Source organism: Paenibacillus aceris, assembly GCF_017874035.1.
Classification (GTDB): domain Bacteria; phylum Bacillota; class Bacilli; order Paenibacillales; family NBRC-103111; genus Paenibacillus_E; species Paenibacillus_E aceris.
In genome coordinates this window covers 39,598-64,307 of record NZ_JAGGKV010000008.1, presented here as the reverse complement: position 1 = coordinate 64,307, position 24,710 = coordinate 39,598, and the positions used below count along the sequence as shown (strand labels likewise).

Sequence of the window (24,710 nt, the reverse complement as noted above, 5' to 3'; positions counted from 1 at the left end):
AAGTTTTCGCATCATGAAGTATCGATTTCCGCTCATAACTGCTCATTGCGGCAGTATGAACACACTTGATCATACGCTGCATTCCGTACAAACAGGACTTCAGTTTGGTGCAGACGTGCTAGAGGAAGACGTTAGAGTGACTAAGGATGGCATCCCGGTTTTGGCTCATGATGATGAATGGATCACCGTAGAAGGGGAAAAATTGTCCCTCTCACAAACGAGTTTCGAAGAATTAAGAGAGCTCCGGTTTGAGGTCACGCAGGGGGAACTGCGTGAAACGATTCAAATCTGCAGGCTGGAAGACATGCTGCCGCTTATCCAAGCTTCTGGTAAAGTTGTGAATTTGGATCTGAAAGTTGACGAAAGTATCGAAACAGCCGTTGCGTTGGTGAAGAAATATGGCATGCTATCGCAAGCGTTTCTGTCCGGATGTGAGATCGAACGGGCGATGTTGGCTCAGCAGTTGAACCCGGAAATACGCAAATTGCTGAATACCGACCACAACCTGTTTAGAACACTTCCATATAGAGAAGCTATGGTACAAACCTGTGAGGATGCTCTTGCAGCCTCATGTTTTGGCATCAATATCCACCATAGTATCGTTCGTCAAGAGCTAATGGATTATGCTGCGTCCATAGATCTGCCGGTTTATGTATGGACGGTGAATGAGGAAGAAATGATGCGTACGTATGTCGATTTAGGCGTTGCATCGATAACAACACGGAATGTGGCAGGGTTGGTGCAATTGAAGCAAAGGATGCAATAAATCCCAGTATACCTTCGGAAGGATAACATTTATGGATAATCAAAAGCTAATTGCGCAGTTTCGAAAGCTTACACGCAGTACAAAATGGGAACTTACTGATAAAATCGATCTGCAATTTAACAATTACCACGCTCAAGGGATTGTTCGTATCGGGAAGCACTTTTATTTGTCCTCGGTTGAACTTATCGAAGTACCAGTTAAATACGACGAGCCCAGTCATGGTCATGATCGTACTCCAGGAATGGGAGTCGGTCACTTGTTTGTCTTTGACGATCAAGGGGAGCTTGTACATGATACGCCTTTGGGTGAAGGCAACATTTATCACCCAGGCGGTATTGATTATGATGGTAATCATATTTGGGTTCCTGTCGCCGAATACCGGCCCAACAGCCAATCGATCGTTTACAAAGTAGACCCTAGGACAATGAAAGCAGAAGAATCGTTCCGAGTCCATGATCATATCGGAGGATTGGTCCGTGAAGGTTACAATGGAAAGCTTATTGGTAATAGCTGGGGGTCACGCAAATTCTATGAATGGAACCCGAATGGGCAACTGCAGCTTGTGAAAGAAAACTCGAGCCACTTTATCGACTATCAAGATGGGCATTATGTAGGCGAAGGGAAAATGATTGTGAGTGGTATCTCTGAGCTGTCCAATCCTGCAGGGTGCAATTCCCAACCATACGAGTTGGGTGGATTAGCCCTGATTGACATGAAAACATTGGATATGATTCATGAGGTACCTATCACTGAATTTTCACCTCAAGGACACGTGATTACCCGTAATCCTGTGTACTTAGAGTCCGCTGGTCAAAAGTTGAGGCTTTATGCGGTTCCCGATGATAATGATGGCTCTTTGCTCGTATACGAAGCAAGCATTTGTGAGTAATCAAATTTGTTGCAATCCATTTAAACAGGGGGGAATTCTATTAGATCTGTATTCCTCTATTTAGGGACTTCATATCAATATTGGGATTGTCAAGGAGAGGAAGCATCTTAACACTGCTAATCATAGGAGTGAGGCACTGGTGGCAAGTTGGAACATACTCAAAAGCAAAATTGTCTCGAATCCAGCCATTACAATCTTCCTTCCCGCAAGCCCAGATTTTAGTGTTTTCCTGAGGTAGATCTTCTAATAATTTTCTTCGAAAATACAAAGTTAACTCCTCCTTAGACAAGGATAAACGACTTCATCGTCCTTTTAGGACGAGCACGTTTGTCAAGGTAGATGCGAAGCAAAAGTAAAAAACTTATACTTTCTTATCTACTTAAAAAAACTGCCCTTAACACATGTTAAGGACAGTTTGCTTTGTGTATTACAGTTTTACAACGTTCTCGGCTTGAGGACCGCGGTTGCCTTGGGCTACGTTAAATTGAACACGTTGTCCTTCGTCCAGGGATTTAAAACCATCGCCTTGAATCGCGGAGAAATGTACGAATACGTCATTTCCGCCCTCAACTTCGATAAAACCAAAACCTTTCTCTGCGTTAAACCATTTTACTGTGCCTGTTTCCATAATATATTACCTCCAAATAATTATTTAACATGTATTTTAAACAAAAAAATCACACATTGAAAAAGGTACCAATACACAAATGATCACCTTTTCAATATGTGAATTTATGTTAATCCTGTTAATATGTTTATTCTATCACACAATAGTCCACAAAGCAATCTTTAGGAGGTTCCCACATTATACTAATGGGATTCTTGAATGTTAATCGTAGGAGGCAGCGAAAATAAAAAAAGAAAAGCTCACCGTCACTGCGGCGAGAGTAGTTATTCAATTGTGTTTTTCGTTGCCTTATACAAATTTGCTACGTGCTCGTCGACCTCATCTCTTGACATGCGTAAACGATTCACAGAAGTACCATATCCAATTTCCATTAAACCTTCTTCTAATCCTTTGAAAATCCCATCTGCGAATGCATCAAGTGGTTCACCATGCGTATGCAGGCCCGCTCCACCTAATTCTGTATTCACTGCCGGAGGAGCAACTTCAATTACTTCAACAGATGTCTCAGAAAGTTGGTGTCTTAGACTCATAGTAAATGAATGAAGCGCCGCTTTCGTTGCTGAATAAATCGGAGCAATCGCAAAGGGTGTAAAAGCTAACCCAGAAGTTACGTTAATGATAGCCGCCTCATCTTTTGTTGCAAAAAATGGAGCGAACAGCATAGAGAGATGGAAAGGAGCTTCAATGTTGGTTGTGATTTCTTTATTGAAATAACTCCAATTGTTCTTCGTATCCGCGGTTAACACATTAAATCGTTGCTGGATTCCTGCGTTGTTAACTAACACATTCACTTCAGGATAGTTCGCTGTAACCCAATCAAATAACGCGACGCGATCGGATTCTACCTCCAAATTACATGCACGCGTAATAATACCAGGGAATTTTTCTTTCGCATTTTGAAGTACATGTTCACGTCGTCCACAAACAATAACTGTATTCCCAGCGCTTATAAAGCGTTCTGCAAAAGCTAATCCTATTCCAGAACTCCCACCTGTGATAAGTATAGTGTTTCCTGTAAGTTTCATTCGAGTTCCTCATTTCTATTATTTTACTTCATTTCTTTCCTGAATACGGTTTGTATACCGTGCAATTTTTACATCAATCCCTTTTAAAGCTTCTGCCATCAACGCTATTTCAGCCAGCACTGCTTGTTTGTGCTTCATCATCATTTCATGTCGATGTTCAATGGTGTTTTCTCCTTCTACAACCCAATCCATATATTGCTTAATACCACTTATTGGCATGTGCGTGTTTTTTAAACAATTAACGGTTTCAAGGAGCGCAATTTGATCTTCTGAAAATAACCGCCTGCCAGCTTCATCACGCTCGATTAGTGGTAGTAGTCCTTTTTTCTCATAATAGCGTAATGTTGATTCTGGAATATTGAGTTTGGCTGAAGCTTCGCTAATGGAACAATACTTCATCTGGAGACCTCCAAAGTAAATCTTTCGTTGTCGACAAGAATAGGATACGACTTAAACCATGGTTTAAGTCAACAATAAATATTTTTAGTTAAGAGAGCATGCACCAAAAACAGGCTGCCGGGCATCATGGCAGTCTGTTCAGCTGTGAGCATTCGTGCTCAAGAGTGTGGTGTTAAACGCTTGCTTCTTCGTTGTTCGTCCAATATATGGGCCATTTGTAAACGAACAATTTCCGATTGCGGTGTGGACCAAGCAGGGTGAGCGAGATTGCGCGTTTCCAGCGGATCCTCGGTTAGATTGTACAACTCGTATTGATCAGGAACCGGTTCAGTTTTATAAGTTACATGACAAGTGGGAGTAGATGTTTGTGAGGGATCTGCACATTCTTCACCAAACATTCGAATCGTGGCATCCCGTACACCCGGCACACTCCAGAACTGCGTGTTGTCGAAGTAACGGGTATATTTCCAATGCTGAATTGACATTCCCTGCTGTACGGGTAGATCGGCGATGACCGTCTCGATGTGATTAGGCTGAACGACAGAGGAGTATGCTTTCCCTAATGGATTGTATTGATGCTGGCCACGTGTTATATCATCATCGGTCATGAAGTAAACGGGCTCTTTGGGATCGGAGGATTCCCCAAGCTGTTTACGACCTAGTAAATATGGCGTTAAATCGCGGCCAACGAAGGGGCGGACTTCGCTGAAGGAGATCTGCAATCGATTTTGAATTCCGGGAATATCTGCATCCGCAAGTCCAAGCATCGTAGGCAGAAGGTCGACATGAGAGGTTAGCTCCGAAAAGCTTTGCCTGTGCGGGAAAAGACGCTTGTTGTGAATGAGGAAGGGCACATGAAGAACTTCTTCATAGGCACAGTACATTTTCTGATGCAGACCGCCATGAGCACCTAACAGCTCGCCGTGGTCTGAAGTGAATATGACAATGGTGTCGTCACTGAAAGAAGAGAGGATCAGCGCTTCTAAGACTTTCGTAATTTGCTGGTCAGCATTTTTTTGCAGCTGATAATATAGCTTTCGATAAAACGAGTCATTTACGATTGGCTGTAGGGCTTTAGGATAAGTATCCCGGTAGCTTGCCTGACATTGTGGCTTCGTATTCAGAAGTTCACCGATTGTGGGCGGAGCATGGACTTCCGGCATCGGATCGACTTGGAAATGAAACAATTTCGGAAGATGCTCAGTCAGCATACCATACAGTACAATATCGTGCGGATTTACAAAAGAGGCGACAACGAGCCATGGTTTTGCATCAGCATCGGTACGTTTTTGACGATCCAACGCTTCAATCAAGTTAACAGTCTCGGCGCTGTAAACGACGTCCCTGCCGCTCAAGCCTGTAGCTGCCGAAGAAGCAGAATTACGAGGATCGCGGCCATGCGGTTCCGGTCCAATCCAAGAAGAGAAGCCGTAGGCGTTCAACGGATCTGCTGACATATAGAGCTGTTCTTTCTGTGGGTACGGAACACCGGTAGCTGGATTGTAACTTGGCATATCAATATGAGTTCCTGGAACTAGAATATCTTCATACGAAATATGCCATTTGCCTTTGTAATACGTCTGGTAACCAGCCTCGCGAAAATAATTGCCCATCGTAGGGACCGTATTCGGAGGCAACCAGAACATATCGGAATCGAAAGCACTTTTCGCGATGCCGTTCGTTTGCGAGACACCATGGAGTGACGGATAATGCCCGGTAAACATCGTAGCCCGGCTTGGACAGCAGGCAGCACTACCAATATAATGACGGTGAAGTTCTACGCTATTTTCGCGCAACCGTTCGTGGGCAAGGAGATTTGAATGCCGCCAAGCTCCAATCTCAGGGCTTTCGTAGATGGGAGGATACCGCTCCTCATCGACGACGATCAGAAGGAAGTTCGGTTTGTTTATCATTTGTGCACCCCCCAAGTTAACCTGTTCTAAACCTAGATTTATGCGGGTAAGGTTATCACCATGCTGATTAAGATGGGGACTCTTCTAATTGTCCGGACACCATGTTGTCTGCTCTGCATACATAGCAGTGGAAGCCATTGGAAACCATATAGACTACATTAGTTTGTAAAGGAGTGGACTAGATGAATGACTTGATCAAGAATGCCTTCTCACTCGGGTTGGGAATCACGGTTGCCACGAAAGAGAAGCTGGAAAGCTTTGTGAATGAACTCGTGGCGAAAGGAGAAGTGGCCCCCGACGAGTCGAAGGAGTTAGTGGCGAAGCTGATTAAGAGGGGGGAGGAGCAGCAGGATGATCTCAAGCGAATCGTCCGTGCGCAGCTGCTGAAGCTGCTGGGCGAGCTGCACGTGGCAACTGAGGATGACATCAAGCGGTTAGAGCAGCGAATCGACCAACTGGAACAGAAGTCGCAGGCCTAGTTGATTATGAGGAGAAGGATACGGCAGTTGCAACGATACCGGGACATAGTTGTTACTCTGGTTCGCCACGGTTTCGGCTTCCTGGTGGAGGAGTCGGATCTGCTGCAGCGTCTGCGAATCCCGATAAGAAGGTTTCGAGTGGATGTAGATGCGGATAGCAAGTCGTTAGGGCTGCGCATCAAGAATGTCGTTGAAGAGCTTGGTCCTACCTTCATTAAGCTGGGACAGATCGCCAGTACCCGTTCGGATCTGCTTCCGGAAGATATTGTGAAGGAGTTGGAAAAACTTCAAGATCAAGTGAAGTCTATCCCGTATAGACAGGTACAGGATACAATCGAGGCGGAATTGGGACAAAGCATCGAGTCCGTCTATGGACATTTCGATGTGCAGTCGCTTGCAGCTGCATCAATTGGGCAAGTACACCGTGGCATACTGCGAACAGGAGAGCATGTGGCAGTCAAAATCCAACGTCCCGAAGCCGCGGACTCGATCAGAACCGATTTGGAAATTTTAGCGGATTTGGCAGCGCTGGCCGAACGTCGCTTTGCGTGGGCGCGGCGCCTTCAGCTGGAGATCATCATTGAGGAATTCGGGAGATCGCTCATAAGTGAGTTGGATTATACGACAGAGGCAAGGAATGCAGAGAGAATAGCCGAACAATTCAAGCATGTCTCCCATATCTATGTACCGCTGATTTATAACGAGTACAGCTCGAGGAAAGTCATCACGATGCAATATATCGAAGGCGTCCGATTGTATCAAGAAGATCAACTCCTCGTACAAGGGTACGACCGGGCGCGTATCGCCAAGCGGATCATTCAGGCATTGTTTCATCAGATCTTCGTGGAGGGGTTGTTTCATGCAGATCCTCATCCAGGGAACATTGTCATTCTGCCGGGCGAAGTGATTGCTTTTCTCGATTTTGGCATGGTAGGCCGGCTTACGGCAGAGATGAAGCTTCATTTCTCCTCACTGATCATTGCGCTTATGCGTCAGAACACCGACGGGGTGATTAAGGCGATCTACCGCATCGGACTTATTGACGAGGAAATCAATATGGCGGAACTGCGAGATGATATCGACGGGCTTAGAAAGCAGTATTACGGCGTCCCACTTAGTGAGGTAAGTCTAGGCGGAATCGTCAACGATCTGTTCGAAGTGGCGTACAAGTATCATATTCGCGTTCCTGCGGATTTTATCTTACTAGGGAAAACGTTGGTAACGATTGAAGGGGTTGTCGTGAAACTGGACCCGACAATCAGCATCGTTAAGCTAGCTGAGCCGTTCGGTCTTCAACTGATGATGGAACGATTCCGCCCAAAGAATCTGACTTCAAGTATTCTCAAAGATATAACAGATTACGGGTACATGCTGCTGAATTTACCAAGACAGTCCCGAGATCTCATTTCGATGATTAAGAAGGGAAAAATCCATCTGGACATCAGCGTGCCCGAGGCCGATGCTATCCTGCGCAAGATGGATCGCATCGGCAACCGGATCACGTTTAGTATCGTGCTCCTGTCCTTTAGCTTGCTTATGATGGGTCTCATCATCGGTTCTTCCATCATTGGCCGTTGGCCCTATTTCCTTCTTAACGTGCCGACAATCGAGTTCGGGTTTGCAGTCGCTTCGTTAATGATGATTTGGCTCCTGCTGTCGATCTTTAGATCTGGAAGATTCTAGAACGAAAAGCTACTGACAGCTTCAGGAAATTCCCTGGGACGTGAAATATGGATGAAGAGGGAATGACCCCAAAGACGAAAAGTCCCCGCACTCCATAGGAGAAGCAGGGACTTTAGCTTACATTTGTTGATTGTTCAAATATGGGCGAGGATCGATATAGTTCATTTGATTGCCAGTAATGCCTGCTGCAACGGCAAAATGCAGATGAGGTCCCGTAGACTGACCGTCATTTCCGACAACGGCAATGACTTCGCCACGGTGTACTTCTTGCCCCACGGATACATAGATCCCATCTCCATACATATGCCCGTAAACGCTCATCAAGCCATTGTTATGTTTGATGACAACCCAGTTACCGAACCCATTGGCTTTACCTGCGTAGAGTACTATCCCGTTATCAACCGCGACAATGGAAGTCCCAATAGGAGCTCCGATATCGATCCCGGCATGGAACTCTTCGCCGCGGGAGCCAAAATCAGAGGTGATCGTTTTGGAAGAAGGGACAGGCCATTCCCATGCACCTTCGCTCTGAATTTCTTTATTCAGAGCAGCCTTAAGTTGTTCTTGAACATCGGGTGCAATCTTGGAATCGACGGACGACAAATTTTCTACATCTTTCTTAACATTGTCAACTTCGCTCAGGCTTTGTTGCTGCAGCTGCTTTAATAACGTAAGACGTTCTGAGATCTTCTTTTCTTGTTCGGCTTTTGCTGCGTTCAGCGTATTTTGCTGGGCTACAAGTAAAGATTGCTGCTGCTCCAGTTCTTCTTTCATCTTCGTTAAACTTGTTTTGTCATCCATCTTTGTATCGATAATTTGCTTATCTTGGCCTAGTACCATAATTAACATGCTCATCCGATTGATAAAATCGCTAAAACTAGAAGAACCTAAAAGCACATCCATGTAAGGAATTGAAATATTTCCGCTCGTATACAAATAACTAAGTCGATTTTTCAATAGCTGATCGCGGGTATCAATATCCTTTTGAACATCGGCAATATTTTTCTGTAATGACTCCTGTTGGCTCTTCATTTTATCGATCTGAGGTTGCATTTCGCTGGCCAACTTATCATATTCGAAAACTTGCCGGTTAATTGATGTGAGCTGACCTTGAATCTCAGTTTGCTGCCCATATAGGTCATGTATAACTTGTAATCGTTGATTATATGTTGCAATTAAATCTTGGACATTCTGTTCGGGAATATCACTTGCATGAACAAAATTAATATTCGAGAACAAGATCAGAATTGTTGCTATGATAACAAGTTTCTTGGATCTCATCCTATCATCCCTTCCAGCATGAATCTATGAAGTCAATGTAGATGAAAGAATAAATTTCAACACTACTAAAAGTTTAAGACTTATAGATCAAACTGTCATTGGTATGTTGTTCCTTTCAAATTAACAATAGCCTGAGAAAATCAGGTCTATTTTTGTTTGTGAAATTTGATAATCATAATTCTTTGCCCCAATCGACACCTTCAGCATACTTTCAGTTAACTTTCATATACCTATCAGCCAAACTTAAGTAATGCTTCAGGTTAACGCCCTATACTTCTATCTATCAACATCAATCAAATAGATGGCACACGAAAGGCGGTAATCGCGTGAACGAAGATATGAAAAATATGAATAACGCAGATGATATAAAGGTTGAAAACAAGAAGGGGAGCTCCAAAGCGAGATCAATGTTTGCAGCTTTTATGGCTGGCGCGGTAGTTGTCGGTGGATTGATGTTCACATCGGATAAGATGAATCTGTTCGGGGATGTTGCCCAACCCGTTCAATCAAGCGTGGCAGCTGCTGCAGCCAACTCTTCAGCTGCTGGTGTCCAAACTGCATCGTTAACCCCAACAGGAACCAATAGTATCTCATCAATTGTAAAAGCGTCGAGTCCAGCCATTGTCAAAATCGAGACTAAAGTAAAACAAACGAATAACGGGCAGAATAGAAGAAACACATTTCAACAAGGTACTGAAAGCGGAGATACCATTGAAAATGGGATTGGTTCAGGCTTCGTTTTCGATGCAAATGGTTATATTTTAACGAATCAGCATGTAATTGATGGCGCTGACGAAATCGATGTCTACGTTCAAGGCTACGACACACCATTTACAGCAGAACTTCTTGGAAGCAGCTATGATCTAGACTTGGCTGTACTCAAAATTCAAGGGGATAAACCATTTCCTGATTTGAATATCGGTAATTCTGATGACACGCAAGTAGGGGATTGGCTTGTTGCGATCGGTAACCCGTATGACTTCGATTACTCCGTAACTACAGGCGTTTTAAGCGCCAAAGAGCGTACGATCAGCATTGATGATGAGCAGGGTACTCGAAATTACAAGCATTTGCTTCAAACGGACACAGCGATCAATCCAGGTAACTCCGGAGGTCCGCTCTTGAATCTGAATGGTGAAGTTATCGGTATCAATACTGCTGTAAACTCTGAGGCGCAGGGAATGGGCTTTGCAATTCCCGCAAGTACGATTAGTTCTGTCGTAGAAAAACTGAAAAACAACGAAACAATTCCAAAAGAGCCAGCACCATACATCGGTGTAGCTCTACAAAATATTTCAGACGATATGCTCTCAGACTTAAAAATCAACAGCTCAAAAGGTGCCGTAGTTACTGAAGTGCTGCAGGGTACACCAGCTTTTGAAGCGGGTATTCGTCAGTACGACGTTATTGTGGATGTGAATGGCACCGCAATTTCAAGCATGGATGACATTACTAAAGTTGTGAAAGCCGCGGCAGTGGGAGACAAGCTGAAAATAACAATTTCTCGTGATGGTCAAACGAAGGATGTTACGGTTGAAGTGAGGGATAGAAACGCAGCGACTAGCAATCAAAATTAAGAACCTTATCGTCAAGTAAGACACATTCTGCGAACATGCTTCGGAGCTTAAAGGAACTACAGGGCTCTATTCCCCAGAAAGTGCAGCTTTGACAGATGAGAGGGAACTACAAGGGACTATTTGGCTGAATCCTGCTGAAAAAATGGGGTTAAAGACCAAATAAGGCCCTGTAGTTCCATTTACATAAGGATTCAGGCTAATATCGCCTAAATAGTGGACATATTCCCTTAGCTTCACGTGGCCGATTGGGAGTTACCCGAGTGTGAATGAGTTTATGTCGCTTCAACTCCTTATATCATTTAGAATCTGCTTCGGGCAGATTCTTTTTTGTTTACTGGCAGTTTCATTTCATAAAGCTCTGCAATATCGAAACTGACGCTGAAAACTCTTTTGATGCAAAAGAAACGAGAAGGATTCTTCATTATTCCTCACGAAATGATTAATATCAATAATCATTATAGGGGGCCAGAAGTTGGGACAGGCAGATAATATTTACAATGATTTAGTAAAAGATATTCTTGAATATGGTATTTGGGACAAGGATCATGAAGTAAGAACAACTTGGTCGGATGGTACTCCTGCCTACACAAAAAGTTTAATTTCCAAGCAATTAAGATTTGAGAATTCGGAAGTGCCGATACTCACAACGAAAAGAGTACCTTGGAAATCTGCCATACATGAGCTTTTATGGTTTTACGTGAAAAGAACAAGTGATTGCACTTATTTGGATGAAAACCAAGTAAAGATATGGAAAGAGTGGACAAATACGAATAACAATATTGGTAAAGCTTACGGATATCAGTTGGGCAAGCCTATCATGGTAAATGGAAAGATCACAAATCAGGTCCATAATCTAATCGATCAACTTATTCATAACCCTACTTCTAGAAGGCATGTAATATCTCTATGGAATATTGATGATCTCGATCAAATGGAGCTTTATCCTTGTGTTTGGAATAATCAACGGCTTATAAAAGAAGGTTATCTCCATTTAATCGTAAACGCTCGATCAAATGACATTGGTTTAGGCAACCCGTTTAATGTGTTCCAATATTACGTTTTACAACGCATGATTTCTCAAGTCACGGGATACAAATTAGGAACACTTACGCTAAATATTAATGATGCTCATATCTATGAAAGACATATAGAACCTTTAAAAGAACAGATTCAACGATATTCATACCCCGCTCCAGAACTTTGGATAAATCCGGAAATTAAATCAATTGACGATTTTACTATTCATGATTTCGATTTAAAAAACTATGAATATCATCCATCAATTAAAATGGAGATAGCTATCTAATACTCGCACGAATTACAAAGCACATCATATACGAGAATTGAATTGGAGGCTAAAGACATGAACGAGCAAAAGGTCATTGAGTTGTTCAAACAAGCAATATTGAGCAATGATGCGGTCGCTGCGAACCGATGCCTGAACGAACATCCCTTTCTCGTTAAGCACATTAACGAACCGTGGTTTACCTTCGATACGCCTGCCATCGTCGCTGCAGCTGCAAACGGGAACCGTGAAACCTTGGACGTCTTGCTGGAGCACGGCGCTGATCTGCATGCAAAAAGCAGCTGGTGGGCGGGAGGATTCGGGGTTTTGCATCATGACCATCATGCTCTTTCCCGATATTTGATTGAACGAGGAGCTCCGGTCGATATACATGCGGCCGCAGCGCTGGGCATGTTGGATACCGTGAAAGAAATGGTCGAGCTGAATCCTGACGCTGTCAATCAGCGCGGGCCCGATGGGCAGGTTCCGCTTCATTTTGCCACTGAATTTGCAATTATTGATTTCCTGCTCGCTCACGGTGCAGATATCGATAAGCGCGATATCGATCATGGAAGCACGCCGGCTCAATGGGCGATTGTTAATGCCGTTAAATGTAGGTTTCTCATTGAGCGTGGCTCGACAGCGGATATTTTTATGGCGATCAATATCGGAGATGTGGAGCTGGTTCGCTCTATCATTCATTCCGACCCTGAGTGCCTTCAAGCTCAAGTCGGGCGGGGCCGCTTTACATCGGGGGATTCGAACGGTGGGCACATCTACGCGTACAAAATAGGCCCGAATATCCGACCGTTCTATCTTGCGGCGCGCTGCAATCATCCCGAGATCGTGCAGCTGATCACAAATCATAGTCCTTCAAATCAGCGACTGCTGCTTGCATGTTTGCAGGCCGATCCGGTAGCCGTGCAAAATCTGCTTGAGCGGGATTCGAATCTGGTAAAGTCGCTTTCGCCAGAGGATCTAAGCTTTATTGCCGATGCCGCATGGAACAATGAGGTTCAAGCTGTTCGTACGATGCTTGAAGCCGGATTCCCAGCGGATTCTCGCCGCGATCATAAAGCATTTACTGCGCTTCATAACGCGGCTATGCGAGGAAACGACGAGGCGGTAAGATTGCTGCTTGAACACGGCGCATCCGCTCATCTTACCCATGGGTACGGCGGCAATGCTTTGAATAGCTGCATGTGGGGGGCCATTCACATTCGAGATTCGGCTGGGGATTATCCGGCTGTCGCGGAGCTCCTCATTCAAGCCGGCGCTCCTTTGCCCAAGCAAGCGTCGGGCAGCGAAGCCGTTATAGAAGTGCTTGCACGTTACGGTGTCGGCGGTTCTAGCGATCGATGAGGGGATTCATGCTTCGGCTCAGACATATTGACTCAGGTGAATTGGCAGGATGTACGACGCGCGTTTTTTATCGATTCTTGCGCTTACCCAGGAAATAAACAAATAAAGGTCCGTTTCATCCTTTTAAAAGATGAAACGGACTTTTTTTATTCGAATTATTTTCTAAATGTAAAATTTATTTCTTGATATAAATAAAAATCGTATGCTACACTATTTCCATAATATCTCAATTTAATACCAATTTATGGTACTAAGGCAGGTGAGCATTCAATGCAAGACCCGTTACGCATTGGAGTGGTCGGTGTTTATCACGAAACGAACACCTTCGCACCCGTAATGACCCATTGGGATGATTTTCGCCATTGCTTCACGCTTGGAAGAGATGCCTTCATGGCATTATTCGAGCATACCCAAACGACAATGGGGGGAGTCATTGCCGCATCGATTCAAGAGGAGGTTTCACTTGTCCCGGGTCTGTACACGTCTGCTACACCAAATGGCATCGTATCTGAAGAAGCAGCTCATTTAATTTTGGAGCAGTTAACACGTTCAATTGAGCCGAATCTTGACGGGCTGGTAGTGATTCTTCATGGGGCTATGGTTTCCGAGCAGTGTTTCGACATGGAGGTTGCCATCTTGGAGGCTGTCCGTAACGTGATTGGTGAGCAAATTCCTATTGCGGTTACTGTAGACCTTCACGCCAATCTTGGTGGAAAGATGTCTCAATTATGCAGCTTGCTCGTCGGATACGATACTTACCCGCATATTGATGCCTATGAGTGTGGAGTGGAAGCACTACAGTTGTTAGTTCGTCAGATTCGCGGTGACATTCAACCCGTAATCGCCATTGCTAGACCGAACATGCTCGTAGTACCACAAAAAATGATTACGACAAAAGGTATCATGAAGACGATCATGGAAGAGGCTTTTTTTATGGAGACAGACCCTGAGGTTCTTAACGTGACCGTCTGTGGTGGATTTCCATACAGTGATGTGCCTATTGCTGGAATGTCTTTTGCGGTAACGACGAATGGGAATGAAGCCTTGGCACACAGTTATGCAGAACGGCTGGCTAAACTTGCATGGACTCTTCGAGAAGAGTTTCTCTTTCAAGAAATAGAGGTCGAACAAGCGATGAGACTAGCCATGGATGCCAAAGAGGGACCCATCATCCTTGTTGAAGCATCGGATAATGTAGGCGGAGGATCTCCAGCCGATGGTACGCACTTGTTACCTGAGCTATTAAAGCTTCCCTTCCGAAGTTTAATTTTTATTCGTGATCAGGAAGCGGTTTCTGCTGCATGCCGGCAAGGCGTGGGAACTGTGATTTCATGCGCGATAGGTGGGAAAAGCGATAGCTTACACGGAAGCCCCGTTCCTATTAAAGGGAAGATTAAGCTGCTTTCCGATGGGATGTATAAGCATAGAGGGCCATATATGAAAGGGACCTTGGCTCATATGGGGAAAACCGCCGTCATTGAAGCCAATCAGGTTACGGTTGTCCTCACGGAAGAACGAGTTCCCCCATGGGATATTGGGCATGTCGAATCCATAGGATTGAATCCGGAAGATTTTCATCTGATCGTGGTCAAATCGGCCGTAGCCTGGATAAGCGCTTTCGGACCTATCGCCAAACAAGTCATCGAAGTAGATACCCCAGGATGTTGTACCACCTCGCTGCATCGTCTTACCTATCGTCATGTTGCAAGACCCGTCTTTCCATTGAATTCCCCAGAGAAGGAGCATGCCCAATGAACCGATATCTACAATCTAAAGAGAGATTGCAAGAAGCGAGAGCTTATGTGGCTGGGGGTGTAGCTAGCAGCCTCCGAGCTTCGATGAAACCGACGCCGTTGTATGTGCAAAAGGCATATGGAGCTAGAATTCAAGATGTGGACCAACATGAATATATCGACTATATGTTGGCGTACGGTCCTCTGATTCTAGGTCATGCTCATCCTGCTTTTAACGAACAAGTGTACGAAGCTATGCAAAAAGGCAGTACGTACGGTTTACAGCATGAAGGTGAAATCCGATTGGGCCGCCGCTTAACCGAAATACTGCCCTGTGCGGAACAAGTTGCGTTCAGTGGATCAGGTACTGAAGCAGTCATGCTGTCACTGAGATTAGCTCGAGCCTATACTGGAAAGACCAAAACGGTTCGTTTTTATGGCCATTATCATGGTTGGTCGGATGCGATTTTCACTTCGTTTCCAAGCCCGGACTTTTCCTCACCTGGTGCTGTAGAAGCTACAGAGGATATAACCCCGGGAACAGGCGGACAGAGTCTGAATAGTCTACAGGATCTGATTCTCCTGCCATGGAATGATCCGGAAGCATTGGAAGAGACATTGACGAGATATCAGCATGAAATCTCGGCCGTTATAACGGAGCCGGTAATGTGCAATTCCGGATGTATTGCCCCCAAACCGGGGTATATGGAGAAAATGAGGGAATTAACGACAAGACTCGGCATCGTATTAATATGGGATGAGGTGATTACCGGATTTCGACTAGGATTAGGTGGCGCCCATGAGCGATTCGGGATTCAACCTGACCTTGTTACGATCGGTAAAGCGATGGCAGGAGGGATTCCCTTAAGCGCAGTAGCCGGTAAGAGAGACGTCATGCGACTCATAGAAGAAGGAACGGTCATGCATCTTGGTACATTAAACGGAAACAGCCTGGCTACAGCCGCGGGATTAGCCGTGATCCATGAGCTGTCGAAAGCGAATGGGCAAGCGTTCAAAGACATGGAGCATACATCGACGATGCTGACAGAGGGTATTCGTTCGATTCTGAAGGTTAATGGACTCCAAGCGGTTGTGAATCAACTGGGTCCAGTTTTCCATTTGATGTTTATCGATAAGACGGAAGTATCTGATTTCAATACGTTCAACCTCCGTGATACGCAGCTTTATACACGATTTGCCGAAGAAATGTTACACGAGGGCATACTCGTTCGTCCCAATGGACTTTGGTATGTGTCTACTGCACATGGGGAGAAGGAAGTACAGGAGACATTGCTAGCCGTAGAGCGGGTTGCAGAACGGATCGCCGGTCATAAGTAGATTTAACGGAACCCTACTCGTTGGGTACTTTGGAATGATGGAAGGAGTGAAGTAAGTTGAAACAGACTATCGCAACCGATGAGTCAACTGGAAAGCCTTTTTCTTCCGCTATACTAGCGGGGGGCTTCGTGTTCGTATCCGGTCAAGGAGGGCTAGACCCTGAGACTGGCCAAGTCGTAAGCTCTGATTTAAAGACCCAGACATTGCAGACGCTTGAGAACATTCAGCGTATTTTGCAAGAAGCTCATGCCACCCTAGCGGATGTGGTGAAAGTGAACGTTTATTTAAAAGAACGATCACATTATGAAGAATTCAACCAGGTGTACGGAAGTTATTTTGCCTATCCCTATCCTGCTAGGACGACAATCTATTGTGATTTGAATTTCGATATATTGGTAGAAATCGATGTCATCGCGCTTTCACCGAAAAGGGTGGATAATCAATGAGTACAACGGATAAATCGAGCACAACGGTCAAATCGGCTGACCGTGTTCTAGATATTTTTGAGTTGTTTGCGGAAGCTGAAGTACGTGAATTAAGCTTGATGGACATCACACGCCGGCTCGAGCTTCCAGCAAGCAGTGTATTTAAAATTTTGCAAAATCTCGTTCATCGTGGTTATTTGGAGAAGGATGAGAACGGGAAGATGTTTCATCTTGGTTATAAAATCTTTCAAATCGGAGCCAAATACGCACAGCATACGAACTTAACCACTGAATTTCAATATATTGCTGGGCAGATCGTAACTGAAGTGAATGAAGCCGTTTATTTATCGATTCGGAGCGACAGGAACATCTTGTATATCGCTGAAAAACAAAGTACACATCATGTGCGCTTCGTCTCGCATTTGGGTATGAAACTGCCGCTTCACACTACTGCAATGGGAAAGCTATTTTTAAGTGCTATGAGTGACAAGGATGTAGTGGAGCTTTATCGGGAGCAAGAACTTGGACTACTGACCGATCAGACCATTTCTGAGCCGGAAAAATTATTGGAGCAGTTAAAGGAGATTCGTCGGGAAGGCGTGGCTTACAGCCAGGGGGAAGCGGTACAAGGCATAAGATGTGTAGCTGCCCCCATTCTTAATGCGAATCAAGAAATGATTGCCGCGATGAGTATTTCAATTCCAACAACACGGTGGAAGGAAGATACTTGGAGCCAAATGACAGAGTTAGTCACGCAAGGAGCGAAGAAGCTTACTTCGATACATTATTACCAACCTACCTAGAAGCGTGTTTCTGTGAAAAACAGGTTGAGGAAACCAGATAGGGGCTGAATTTGGGTCTATCCTTCGGTGAATTGCTTCCTCAACTCCAGCGGAGTGAACCCGTTCATATCCTTAAATACTTTATCAAAGTAATTAACATTACAGAATCCTGTGCGTTCTGCAATTTGTGTGATAGTTAAGTCTTGTTCGATCAGCAATCGTTTGGCCATTTCTACCCGATAGCGGTTGATGTAGTTGATCGGTGTGAGTCCAGTTACCTTTTTGAAAAATCGGGTAAAGTGAAAGGGGCTCAAATTTACCAGCTCACCGAGGGTGTTGGTATAAATCTTTTGAGCATAACAGGATTCTATAAAATCAATGGCAGGTTTGATCCGTTTGTAATGATCAAAGCTTTTGTTCAAGTCTTTCGAAAGAGTCTGCTCTTGCTGATAGCTGCGAAGCATAGGGATCATCATGCGATACAAGGATGACTTGATGATAAGCTCACACCCAATATCTTGTGTCACGTATTCTTTGTATGCGATTTCAAAATGGGTGTTCAGTTCATTCCATAACGGATGTGAGGGGAGAATGGGTTCCAGGATAGGTGCGGTTTGAATGAATCGGGCGTATAAATGCTGTAATTCGGATTGCTCAAAGGAACCGGATAATAAAGACATATCGAATATCATCCCATGGATGGTGCTGCTTTTGCCGTTTAACGATTGCATCGAATGAATTTTGCAGCTATTAATAAATAAAATAGCCGGCGCGCTCGCCACAAAGGTTCGATTGTCGATATGAATTTGAACTTCTCCTTCAATAATCTGTATAAACTCGAGGTGTTCGTGCCAGTGCGGTCTTACCAAGTGAAAACAGCTAATGACTTCAGTCATTCGTAAAGGGAAGCGTCTACCTTCGAAGGGTTCAATTTTCTTCAAAGCATCCAATGCTGCCCACCCGCCTTATCTATCAGATGATACTGAGTATACCATAGTATATACCGTGCCGAAACGAAGAAAAGAGCAAAATCTTGTAATGAAAGCGCAAATTCTTCTATAGAACCCGTTATCTGAAGTACGCGATAATAAAATCAATAAAAGGGTTCATAGGGGAGAGAGCAAATTTGATGAGCAAGATGGCGCTGTATGTGCAGAAAAATTTACCGGATCTGTGGAAAGAAGGTGCACTGTTTGCTTTCTCCGGTTATGACGGGCAGACGGATTCGAATTCTCAATTCGTTGCTACCGTGGGAGCTAAAGAATACAGCTTACTCTTTCATACACCGAAACGAAGATGGTTGCATTTTCGCGTTCCCCACTCAGGCGATGTTCGGATCGCCACAGGAGACGTGTTGTTAGCCGAACTTGCGGAAGGACCGCTGTTGGCTGTTTATCAGAGCTGGCATACGCTTATTGGAACGGCTCCTTCGACAGTTGACATCCGACTAAGCTTTGAAGAAGAAGATGGAGGCAAAGCTTGGACAAAAGATAAGCTTTTCATTACGGAAGCAGCAAATGGAAAGGATGTCATCGTTCTGCTAAGAGACAAGGAACGATGGGCATTAGCTTACGGAAGCCAGCTAGATGAAGCGATCAGCCGGGTAGTGAACGGAATGACTTTCGATTCCTGGGAGGAAGCTGAAGCCAGACTTCAATTTTATGAACGTGTCCCCAGACTGAGTGATCCATTGAAGGAACGGCTGCTTCTGAAATGTTTTAGTGTGATGAAAGTCAATACGCTTGCTCCTGAAGGGGTTATTCGTCAGCACTGGTCCACGCCTGACCGTGTTCCTCACCAAGCGATGTGGCTATGGGACTCCGTATTTCATTCGTTTGCAATGAATGTTTTGGACCCCGAGCTGTCCTGGGAATTTCTTAAATCCGTACTGGATACACAGCGCGAGGATGGAATGATTCCCCATACCTTCAAAGTAGACGGATCAGGCTCTGGCATGACCCAGCCGCCTTTACTGGCGTGGGGGGTCTGGGAGAACTACCTTTATACGAAGCAAAGTTCCCACTTACGCTATGCACTCCCTATACTCGAGCTTTATGTAAGTTGGGATATAACGAATCGAGACCGCAATGGGAATGGATTGCTGGAATGGATGATTGAAGGTAATCCACAATGCCGTTCCGGTGAATCAGGTATGGATAATTCCCCTCGGTTCGATCGTGCGGCTGTATTGGATGCCGTTGATTTTTCCGTATTCGCTGCCCAGGAGGCACATTACATCGGGTTGATCGCCGGTGAGCTCGGAGAAAATGAGCTAGCTCAACATTGGCAGCGACAAGCGGCTGATCTAAACGATCAAATTCAATCGTTACTCTGGGATGAGAGCGAGGGATTTTATTTCGATCGAGACATGGACGGGAACTTTTCTCGGGTGAAAGCGGTAAGCGGATTTCTACCTTTGCTCTTGGATCATTTACCCCAAGAACGTACAGAACGATTGATATCGATGCTGCAGAATCCAAGTCATTTCCAAACAAGATTCCCTATTCCAACTACAGCAGCGTCTGAAATCACGTACAGCACGGACATGTGGAGAGGTCCTGTTTGGATGAATATGAACTATCTCGTCTACACCGGCCTTAAGAAGCAGGGGAGGCAAGCGGAAGCAGATCAACTTGCTCAGCAAAGTATCCAAATGGTGCAAAAATATTATGAACAATACGGTGTCATTTTTGAGTATTTTGATTCTGCGGATCAAGTGCCTCCAATAGACTGCGATCGGAAGGGACCTCCAACAGGTACATATAATATTCGTAAGAAGATGGACGTGGTCAGAGATTTTCATTGGTCAGCAGCTTTGACGGCTTGCCTATTATTGGAACAGGTATAGGGGGAACCACAGTGGCTCAGTTAAGCGGAAAAGTGATTCTAGTTACAGGAGCGCTGGGCAAGCTGGGTTTGTCAGCCGTTAGGTTGTTTCTTGAGAGGGGAGCCAAGGTCGTAGCGACGGATCTTGCCGCACCCGAGGATGCGAACCTAAGGTTGAATGAACAAACCATCGCTTCGTTTCTCCCAATGGCATTTATGTACATCCAATCGGATGCGCGAGACGAGAAACAGGTCACTTTTGCGCTAGAATGTGTTCAGAATCAGTGGGGGCGATTGGATGGCTTATATCATAATGCCTATACACAAATATCCAAACCTGCTATGCAGCTCACACTGGAGGAATGGAATCAAGTTCTACTCGGAACCTTGACAAGTACGTTTCTGATGAATAAATATGCTCTCCCTCTTCTGATTGAATCGGGTGGAGGCGCCATTCTTAATACCTCTTCCGTCTTAAGTCATAAGGTGAGGCCGACCTGTCTCGCTTATGGTGCTGCCAAGGCAGGCGTCAATCAGATGACCCGTGTGATAGCAGCTGATTACGCCAACAGGGGGGTTCGAGCTAACGCGCTGCTGCCGGGAGACATCAAGACCGAAGAAGCACTAAGCACACTTCCTTCTTCCTTTAAGGAAGCTGTTGCCAAACAGACGCCGCTCGGCCGCTCGGGTACGCCTGATGAAGTTTCGGAGTTGGCAGCCTTTCTGCTTTCCGATGCTGCTTCTTATATTACTGGCGCTCTAATTACAATTGACGGGGGATTTGCGCTATGAACGATTTATTGTTTCATCACGGAACACGAGAAACGTTAAAGCGGCAAGCGCAGGAGGGGTATGCCGTGGTGGTTCCACTTGCCGCGACGGAGCAGCACGGACCTCATCTTCCGGTATTTACTGACAGTATGATAGGTGAACATATAGCTTTTGAAGCCTGCAAGAAGGCTGCGATGTCCACGAAGTTATTATTGGCCCCAACACTTGTTGTTGGGTGTTCCCAGCATCATTTGGCTTACGGCGGTACCCTATCATTCTCCTCTTCCACTTATCTTCTCATGTTGAAAGAAATAGGGGAAAGTCTAGTGAGCGGTGGTTTTCGTAAAATCATTTATCTTAACGCACATGGTGGCAATGAGCCCTTCATGCATCAGGCTGCCCAGGATCTAGCCGTACAGCATGACATTTGGACCGCTTCTGCCTCTTACTGGAGTTTATCTCGATCCGCCCTTATGGAGATTCAGGCGCAAGAGATGGGAATGGTCCCGGGTCACGCCGGAGGTTTCGAAACATCGTTGATTGCTTCCCTTGCAGGGCATCTGATTCGCAGTGATACTACGGATAGCCCGAAGCATCCGCAGTGTTCTTGGATTAATGCCGGTCCTCCAGGGTCTTTCGTCGGTAAACACAGCTACTTAACCGGAGTGGATGGTTATACGGATTCCGCTCTCCCGGCTGATGCAGCTAAAGGTTCCATGTACTTACAAGCCATAATTGAATCGACTGCCCATTGGCTCGTACAAGTCGGCAATTGGATGAATGAAGGAGCGGAAGTTACCAAATGAATGCGCGGAGCGAAAGAAAAAAAGTGGCAGCAATCGTAACTGAATACCGTCCTGATTCCCATGCGGAAATGATCATCGGGCGACTGCTGGGCCTGTTCGGGTATACCCCGCAGATCGAAGTGGTTTCGCTGTATTTGGATCAGATTCCTTCGAATGATATGGGTACTGCAGAAGCGCATACGCGAGGTATTCCCGTTTATGCCTCCATCGAGGGGGCTATTGCCGCTCCACACGTCGGCGTTCTAATTGATGGCGTTCTTTTGATTGGTGAGCATGGCGAATACCCGTGGAACGAGAAGCGTCAAAAGATGTATCCACGCCGCCGCTTTTTTGAAGAAACATTTCGTGCATTGGATCGTTTAGGACTTAACGTACCTATATTTAATGATAAACATCTATCTTATCGCATGCAGGATGCAGAGTGGATTTACGGAGAACTGACGAAGAGAGGACTGCCATTTCTGGGGGGATCCTCTATTCCGCATACGCCTCAAGTACCTAGTTATTCTTCCGAGCAATTAATTCAGGTGAAGGAGATTTTCGTGATCAGTTGGCTTGGAATCGAGTCTTATGGCTTCCATGGCATGGAGGTGCTGCAAGCAGCCGCCGAACATAGACAAGGCGGTGAGACCGGTATCCGTTCGGTTCAAGCTCTGGAGGGGCGCTCTGTCTGGGCGGCAATGGATCGGGGGGAAGTTCCCGAGGAACTAATGATTCAGGCACTAAGCACGGTTAGCGATATTCTGCCAGGTCATCCGAGGGATCATGTCGACGTACCTGTCTTGTTCATTATTACATATAGCGACGGTTTGAAAGGCTATGTTCTTCAGCTTCAACGTTTTATTAGGGAGTGGGGAATTGCTTTCCGTGATGCGAGTGGAGAGATTACGGCGGCCCGCTGTGAAAGCGGAAGGGGGCGTCCTTACAACCATTTCGAGAATTTGACAAGACTGATCGAGCTAATGGTGCTGACCGGTTGTTCACCAGTTGCTCCGGAACGAACTTTACTCACAACCGGCATGATTAATTTGGCCATGGAATCACTTCATCTAGGAAGAAAAATAGACTCCCCGCAACTCCGTTCGATCAGCTATTCTCCAGCTGAAAACTTCGTATTATAAAAGGGATTCTGTGTTGCACGTAAATTCAAATTGAACCGAGGAGAAGACAAAATGAGTGCTTTTTCAAATTTGTATTATTATAAGCCAGATCAGTCTCTACCTCGTCAACCTATTCGTATCGAGGCTGATCTTTGTATCTACGGAGGTACTCCAGCAGGCGTAGCAGCAGCTATTCAAGCAAGTCGCATGGGACTCAAAGCGGTGATTGCTGAATTCAGCCAGCATGTCGGAGGAATGACGTCAAGCGGTCTCGGACGTACGGATGTCGGCAACATACTGGCTATTGGTGGGATTTCCAGTGAGTTCTATCAAGCTTTGGGGCAGCACTACGGCAGCGAAGAGCCGGATGGAAGGACTTGGGCCTTGGAACCTCACGTGGCGGAACGGATCTTCATGGAGTGGTTACAGCAAGCAGGGATACCTGTGTATTTCAAGCAGCATTTAGACACCGTTGAACTTCAATCAGGACGCATCACGCAAATCAAAATGGAAGATGGAAATATATACACAGCCCCTATGTTTATAGATGCATCCTATGAAGGGGATTTGCTAGCTCGCGCTGGCGTTTCCTATCATGTGGGTAGAGAATCCAACACAGTGTATAAAGAGATATTGAACGGGATTCATTTTGGTCATCCCAAACATAACTTTACGGCATGGGTAGACCCATATGTGATAGAAGGGAAAATAGATAGCGGTCTGCTTCCAGGAATCACCAACGCAGCGCCCGGCGTGCAAGGTCAGGGTGATGAATCCGTTCAAGCTTACAATTTCCGAATCTGTTTGAGCAGTAACCCGGATAATCAACTTCCTTTCCCGGAACCGCCTAACTACAATCGCGACGAATTCGCATTACTGGCGAGATATATTCGTAACGGAGTCTGGGATGCATTGAAGCTCAACAAGGTGATGCCGGGCGGTAAGAGTGACCTGAATAATTGGGGAGCAATCTCGACCGATTATATTGGGCAAAATTATGCGTGGCCTGAGGCGAGCTATGCGGTTCGCGAGCAGCTCTTTCAAAAGCATCTTCACTATAATATGGGAATGCTTTATTTTCTAGCAAATGATGACACGATTCCGGCAGCGATTCGAGCGGAGGTTAAGACGTGGGGGCTTCCGGCTGACGAGTTTACCACTACGGGCGGATGGCCGCATCAACTCTATATCCGTGAGGCGAGGCGTATGATTTCAGACGTTGTTATGACCGAGCATCATTGTCGCCACTTTAGGACTGAGGAGGATTCGGTTGGGTTAGCCGCCTATACCATGGATTCGCACAACTGCAGGCGTTTGGTTCTAGACGGTCGGTGTATAAATGAAGGGAATGTTGAAATCAGTCCCAATGGGCCTTATCCGATTTCGTATCGAGCTATTATTCCGAAGGGGGAAGAGTGCACGAACCTTGTCGTACCGGTATGCTTGTCTTCCTCGCATATTGCTTACGGCTCCATTCGAATGGAACCTGTTTTTATGATTCTTGGCCAATCTGCTTCTACGGCAGCCGCTTTGGCAATTCAGCATCAATGTGCGTTGCAGGATTTGGATTACGGACTTCTGCGTGAACAGCTGCTGCTGGATGGTCAAATTCTTCATGTGAATTCATAATTGATTCGAAATT

General features: G+C 45.4%; 23 protein-coding genes. 16 read left to right on the top strand and 7 right to left on the bottom strand.

Annotated elements, in window-relative coordinates; all coding sequences use genetic code 11:
• Positions 1-13: 13 nt before the first annotated feature.
• Positions 14-766 (top strand): glycerophosphodiester phosphodiesterase, encoded by a 753-nt coding sequence (locus tag J2Z65_RS16395; protein ID WP_167059736.1) that lies wholly within the window; start codon positions 14-16, stop codon positions 764-766.
• A 31-nt stretch (positions 767-797) separates the two neighbouring features.
• A complete protein-coding gene (locus J2Z65_RS16390; RefSeq protein WP_193580958.1) occupies positions 798-1,655 on the top strand; it encodes a DUF6454 family protein in 858 nt (285 codons plus the stop codon).
• 40 nt (positions 1,656-1,695) lie between these two features.
• Here J2Z65_RS16390 and J2Z65_RS16385 read toward each other — a convergent pair whose 3' ends face one another.
• The 5 genes from J2Z65_RS16385 to J2Z65_RS16365 all read right to left on the bottom strand — a co-directional run bounded on the left by J2Z65_RS16385 (position 1,696) and on the right by J2Z65_RS16365 (position 5,620).
• On the bottom strand, positions 1,696-1,923 hold the full coding sequence (locus tag J2Z65_RS16385) for a cold-shock protein (protein ID WP_167059733.1): 228 nt from the start codon (positions 1,921-1,923) through the stop codon (positions 1,696-1,698).
• Between the two features lie 159 nt (positions 1,924-2,082).
• Entirely contained in the window at positions 2,083-2,283 is a 201-nt protein-coding gene (locus J2Z65_RS16380) for a cold-shock protein (protein ID WP_145663082.1), read from the bottom strand.
• Positions 2,284-2,546: 263 nt separating this feature from the next.
• The gene (locus tag J2Z65_RS16375; RefSeq protein ID WP_167059730.1) at positions 2,547-3,308 is read right to left on the bottom strand and encodes an SDR family oxidoreductase; all 762 of its coding nucleotides are present in this window, start codon (positions 3,306-3,308) and stop codon (positions 2,547-2,549) included.
• Positions 3,309-3,326: 18 nt separating this feature from the next.
• Positions 3,327-3,707, bottom strand: a complete 381-nt coding sequence (locus J2Z65_RS16370; RefSeq protein ID WP_209855918.1) for a MerR family transcriptional regulator — start codon at positions 3,705-3,707, stop codon at positions 3,327-3,329.
• Between the two features lie 158 nt (positions 3,708-3,865).
• The gene (locus J2Z65_RS16365) at positions 3,866-5,620 is read right to left on the bottom strand and encodes a sulfatase family protein (protein WP_167059727.1); all 1,755 of its coding nucleotides are present in this window, start codon (positions 5,618-5,620) and stop codon (positions 3,866-3,868) included.
• 182 nt (positions 5,621-5,802) lie between these two features.
• Between J2Z65_RS16365 and J2Z65_RS16360 the strand changes: the two genes are divergently transcribed.
• Together J2Z65_RS16360 and J2Z65_RS16355 are read left to right on the top strand one after the other, a co-directional pair.
• The gene (locus J2Z65_RS16360) at positions 5,803-6,099 is read left to right on the top strand and encodes a phasin family protein (RefSeq protein ID WP_167059724.1); all 297 of its coding nucleotides are present in this window, start codon (positions 5,803-5,805) and stop codon (positions 6,097-6,099) included.
• A gap of 27 nt (positions 6,100-6,126) precedes the next feature.
• Positions 6,127-7,782 carry an ABC1 kinase family protein gene (locus J2Z65_RS16355; protein WP_338111707.1) on the top strand — a complete coding sequence of 552 codons (1,656 nt, stop codon included), beginning with the start codon at positions 6,127-6,129 and terminating at the stop codon, positions 7,780-7,782.
• Between the two features lie 117 nt (positions 7,783-7,899).
• On the opposite strand, the gene J2Z65_RS16350 is transcribed toward J2Z65_RS16355, so the two are convergent.
• Positions 7,900-9,063 carry a murein hydrolase activator EnvC family protein gene (locus J2Z65_RS16350; protein WP_167059721.1) on the bottom strand — a complete coding sequence of 388 codons (1,164 nt, stop codon included), beginning with the start codon at positions 9,061-9,063 and terminating at the stop codon, positions 7,900-7,902.
• Positions 9,064-9,389: 326 nt separating this feature from the next.
• Between J2Z65_RS16350 and J2Z65_RS16345 the strand changes: the two genes are divergently transcribed.
• The 7 genes from J2Z65_RS16345 (at position 9,390) to J2Z65_RS16315 (ending at position 17,586) form a co-directional block, all read left to right on the top strand.
• On the top strand, positions 9,390-10,640 hold the full coding sequence (locus J2Z65_RS16345) for a trypsin-like peptidase domain-containing protein (RefSeq protein ID WP_167059718.1): 1,251 nt from the start codon (positions 9,390-9,392) through the stop codon (positions 10,638-10,640).
• A 472-nt stretch (positions 10,641-11,112) separates the two neighbouring features.
• Positions 11,113-11,946, top strand: a complete 834-nt coding sequence (gene thyA / locus J2Z65_RS16340) for a thymidylate synthase (RefSeq protein WP_167059715.1) — start codon at positions 11,113-11,115, stop codon at positions 11,944-11,946.
• Between the two features lie 57 nt (positions 11,947-12,003).
• Positions 12,004-13,287: an ankyrin repeat domain-containing protein gene (locus J2Z65_RS16335; RefSeq protein WP_167059712.1), complete on the top strand. Its 1,284-nt coding sequence runs from the start codon at positions 12,004-12,006 to the stop codon at positions 13,285-13,287.
• Between the two features lie 270 nt (positions 13,288-13,557).
• Positions 13,558-15,042 carry a M81 family metallopeptidase gene (locus J2Z65_RS16330; RefSeq protein ID WP_167059709.1) on the top strand — a complete coding sequence of 495 codons (1,485 nt, stop codon included), beginning with the start codon at positions 13,558-13,560 and terminating at the stop codon, positions 15,040-15,042.
• Positions 15,039-16,358, top strand: a complete 1,320-nt coding sequence (locus tag J2Z65_RS16325) for an aspartate aminotransferase family protein (protein WP_167059706.1) — start codon at positions 15,039-15,041, stop codon at positions 16,356-16,358. The genes J2Z65_RS16330 and J2Z65_RS16325 overlap by 4 nt, the downstream gene beginning before the upstream one ends.
• Before the next feature lie 56 nt (positions 16,359-16,414).
• Entirely contained in the window at positions 16,415-16,804 is a 390-nt protein-coding gene (locus J2Z65_RS16320) for a RidA family protein (RefSeq protein ID WP_167059703.1), read from the top strand.
• Positions 16,801-17,586, top strand: coding sequence for an IclR family transcriptional regulator (locus tag J2Z65_RS16315; protein WP_167059699.1), 786 nt, complete (start codon positions 16,801-16,803; stop codon positions 17,584-17,586). Before J2Z65_RS16320 ends, J2Z65_RS16315 begins: the two co-directional genes overlap by 4 nt.
• Positions 17,587-17,642: 56 nt before the next feature.
• Here J2Z65_RS16315 and J2Z65_RS16310 read toward each other — a convergent pair whose 3' ends face one another.
• Positions 17,643-18,515: a helix-turn-helix domain-containing protein gene (locus tag J2Z65_RS16310; RefSeq protein ID WP_167059696.1), complete on the bottom strand. Its 873-nt coding sequence runs from the start codon at positions 18,513-18,515 to the stop codon at positions 17,643-17,645.
• A 179-nt stretch (positions 18,516-18,694) separates the two neighbouring features.
• On the opposite strand from J2Z65_RS16310, the gene J2Z65_RS16305 reads away from it, so the two are divergent.
• From J2Z65_RS16305 to J2Z65_RS16285, 5 genes are read left to right on the top strand one after another with little or no spacing between them, the layout of a single operon-like run.
• On the top strand, positions 18,695-20,413 hold the full coding sequence (locus J2Z65_RS16305; RefSeq protein ID WP_209855915.1) for an amylo-alpha-1,6-glucosidase: 1,719 nt from the start codon (positions 18,695-18,697) through the stop codon (positions 20,411-20,413).
• A gap of 11 nt (positions 20,414-20,424) precedes the next feature.
• Positions 20,425-21,183 carry an SDR family oxidoreductase gene (locus J2Z65_RS16300; protein ID WP_167059687.1) on the top strand — a complete coding sequence of 253 codons (759 nt, stop codon included), beginning with the start codon at positions 20,425-20,427 and terminating at the stop codon, positions 21,181-21,183.
• A complete protein-coding gene (locus J2Z65_RS16295; protein ID WP_167059684.1) occupies positions 21,180-21,968 on the top strand; it encodes a creatininase family protein in 789 nt (262 codons plus the stop codon). The genes J2Z65_RS16300 and J2Z65_RS16295 overlap by 4 nt, the downstream gene beginning before the upstream one ends.
• Entirely contained in the window at positions 21,965-23,089 is a 1,125-nt protein-coding gene (locus J2Z65_RS16290; RefSeq protein WP_167059681.1) for a hypothetical protein, read from the top strand. Before J2Z65_RS16295 ends, J2Z65_RS16290 begins: the two co-directional genes overlap by 4 nt.
• A gap of 51 nt (positions 23,090-23,140) precedes the next feature.
• On the top strand, positions 23,141-24,697 hold the full coding sequence (locus tag J2Z65_RS16285; protein ID WP_167059678.1) for an FAD-dependent oxidoreductase: 1,557 nt from the start codon (positions 23,141-23,143) through the stop codon (positions 24,695-24,697).
• Positions 24,698-24,710: the final 13 nt, after the last annotated feature.

What these genes read in the sequence shown, in the direction of transcription:
- J2Z65_RS16330 (WP_167059709.1), top strand. Translation starts at nt 13,558, where the DNA reads ATGCAAGACCCGTTACGCATTGGAGTGGTCGGTGTTTATCACGAAACG.
- J2Z65_RS16390 (WP_193580958.1), top strand. Translation starts at nt 798, where the DNA reads ATGGATAATCAAAAGCTAATTGCGCAGTTTCGAAAGCTTACACGCAGT.
- J2Z65_RS16375 (WP_167059730.1), bottom strand. Translation starts at nt 3,308, where the DNA reads ATGAAACTTACAGGAAACACTATACTTATCACAGGTGGGAGTTCTGGA.
- J2Z65_RS16335 (WP_167059712.1), top strand. Translation starts at nt 12,004, where the DNA reads ATGAACGAGCAAAAGGTCATTGAGTTGTTCAAACAAGCAATATTGAGC.
- J2Z65_RS16325 (WP_167059706.1), top strand. Translation starts at nt 15,039, where the DNA reads ATGAACCGATATCTACAATCTAAAGAGAGATTGCAAGAAGCGAGAGCT.
- J2Z65_RS16360 (WP_167059724.1), top strand. Translation starts at nt 5,803, where the DNA reads ATGAATGACTTGATCAAGAATGCCTTCTCACTCGGGTTGGGAATCACG.
- J2Z65_RS16365 (WP_167059727.1), bottom strand. Translation starts at nt 5,620, where the DNA reads ATGATAAACAAACCGAACTTCCTTCTGATCGTCGTCGATGAGGAGCGG.
- J2Z65_RS16290 (WP_167059681.1), top strand. Translation starts at nt 21,965, where the DNA reads ATGAATGCGCGGAGCGAAAGAAAAAAAGTGGCAGCAATCGTAACTGAA.
- J2Z65_RS16395 (WP_167059736.1), top strand. Translation starts at nt 14, where the DNA reads ATGAAGTATCGATTTCCGCTCATAACTGCTCATTGCGGCAGTATGAAC.
- J2Z65_RS16350 (WP_167059721.1), bottom strand. Translation starts at nt 9,063, where the DNA reads ATGAGATCCAAGAAACTTGTTATCATAGCAACAATTCTGATCTTGTTC.
- J2Z65_RS16315 (WP_167059699.1), top strand. Translation starts at nt 16,801, where the DNA reads ATGAGTACAACGGATAAATCGAGCACAACGGTCAAATCGGCTGACCGT.
- J2Z65_RS16305 (WP_209855915.1), top strand. Translation starts at nt 18,695, where the DNA reads ATGAGCAAGATGGCGCTGTATGTGCAGAAAAATTTACCGGATCTGTGG.
- J2Z65_RS16295 (WP_167059684.1), top strand. Translation starts at nt 21,180, where the DNA reads ATGAACGATTTATTGTTTCATCACGGAACACGAGAAACGTTAAAGCGG.
- J2Z65_RS16380 (WP_145663082.1), bottom strand. Translation starts at nt 2,283, where the DNA reads ATGGAAACAGGCACAGTAAAATGGTTTAACGCAGAGAAAGGTTTTGGT.
- J2Z65_RS16370 (WP_209855918.1), bottom strand. Translation starts at nt 3,707, where the DNA reads ATGAAGTATTGTTCCATTAGCGAAGCTTCAGCCAAACTCAATATTCCA.
- J2Z65_RS16285 (WP_167059678.1), top strand. Translation starts at nt 23,141, where the DNA reads ATGAGTGCTTTTTCAAATTTGTATTATTATAAGCCAGATCAGTCTCTA.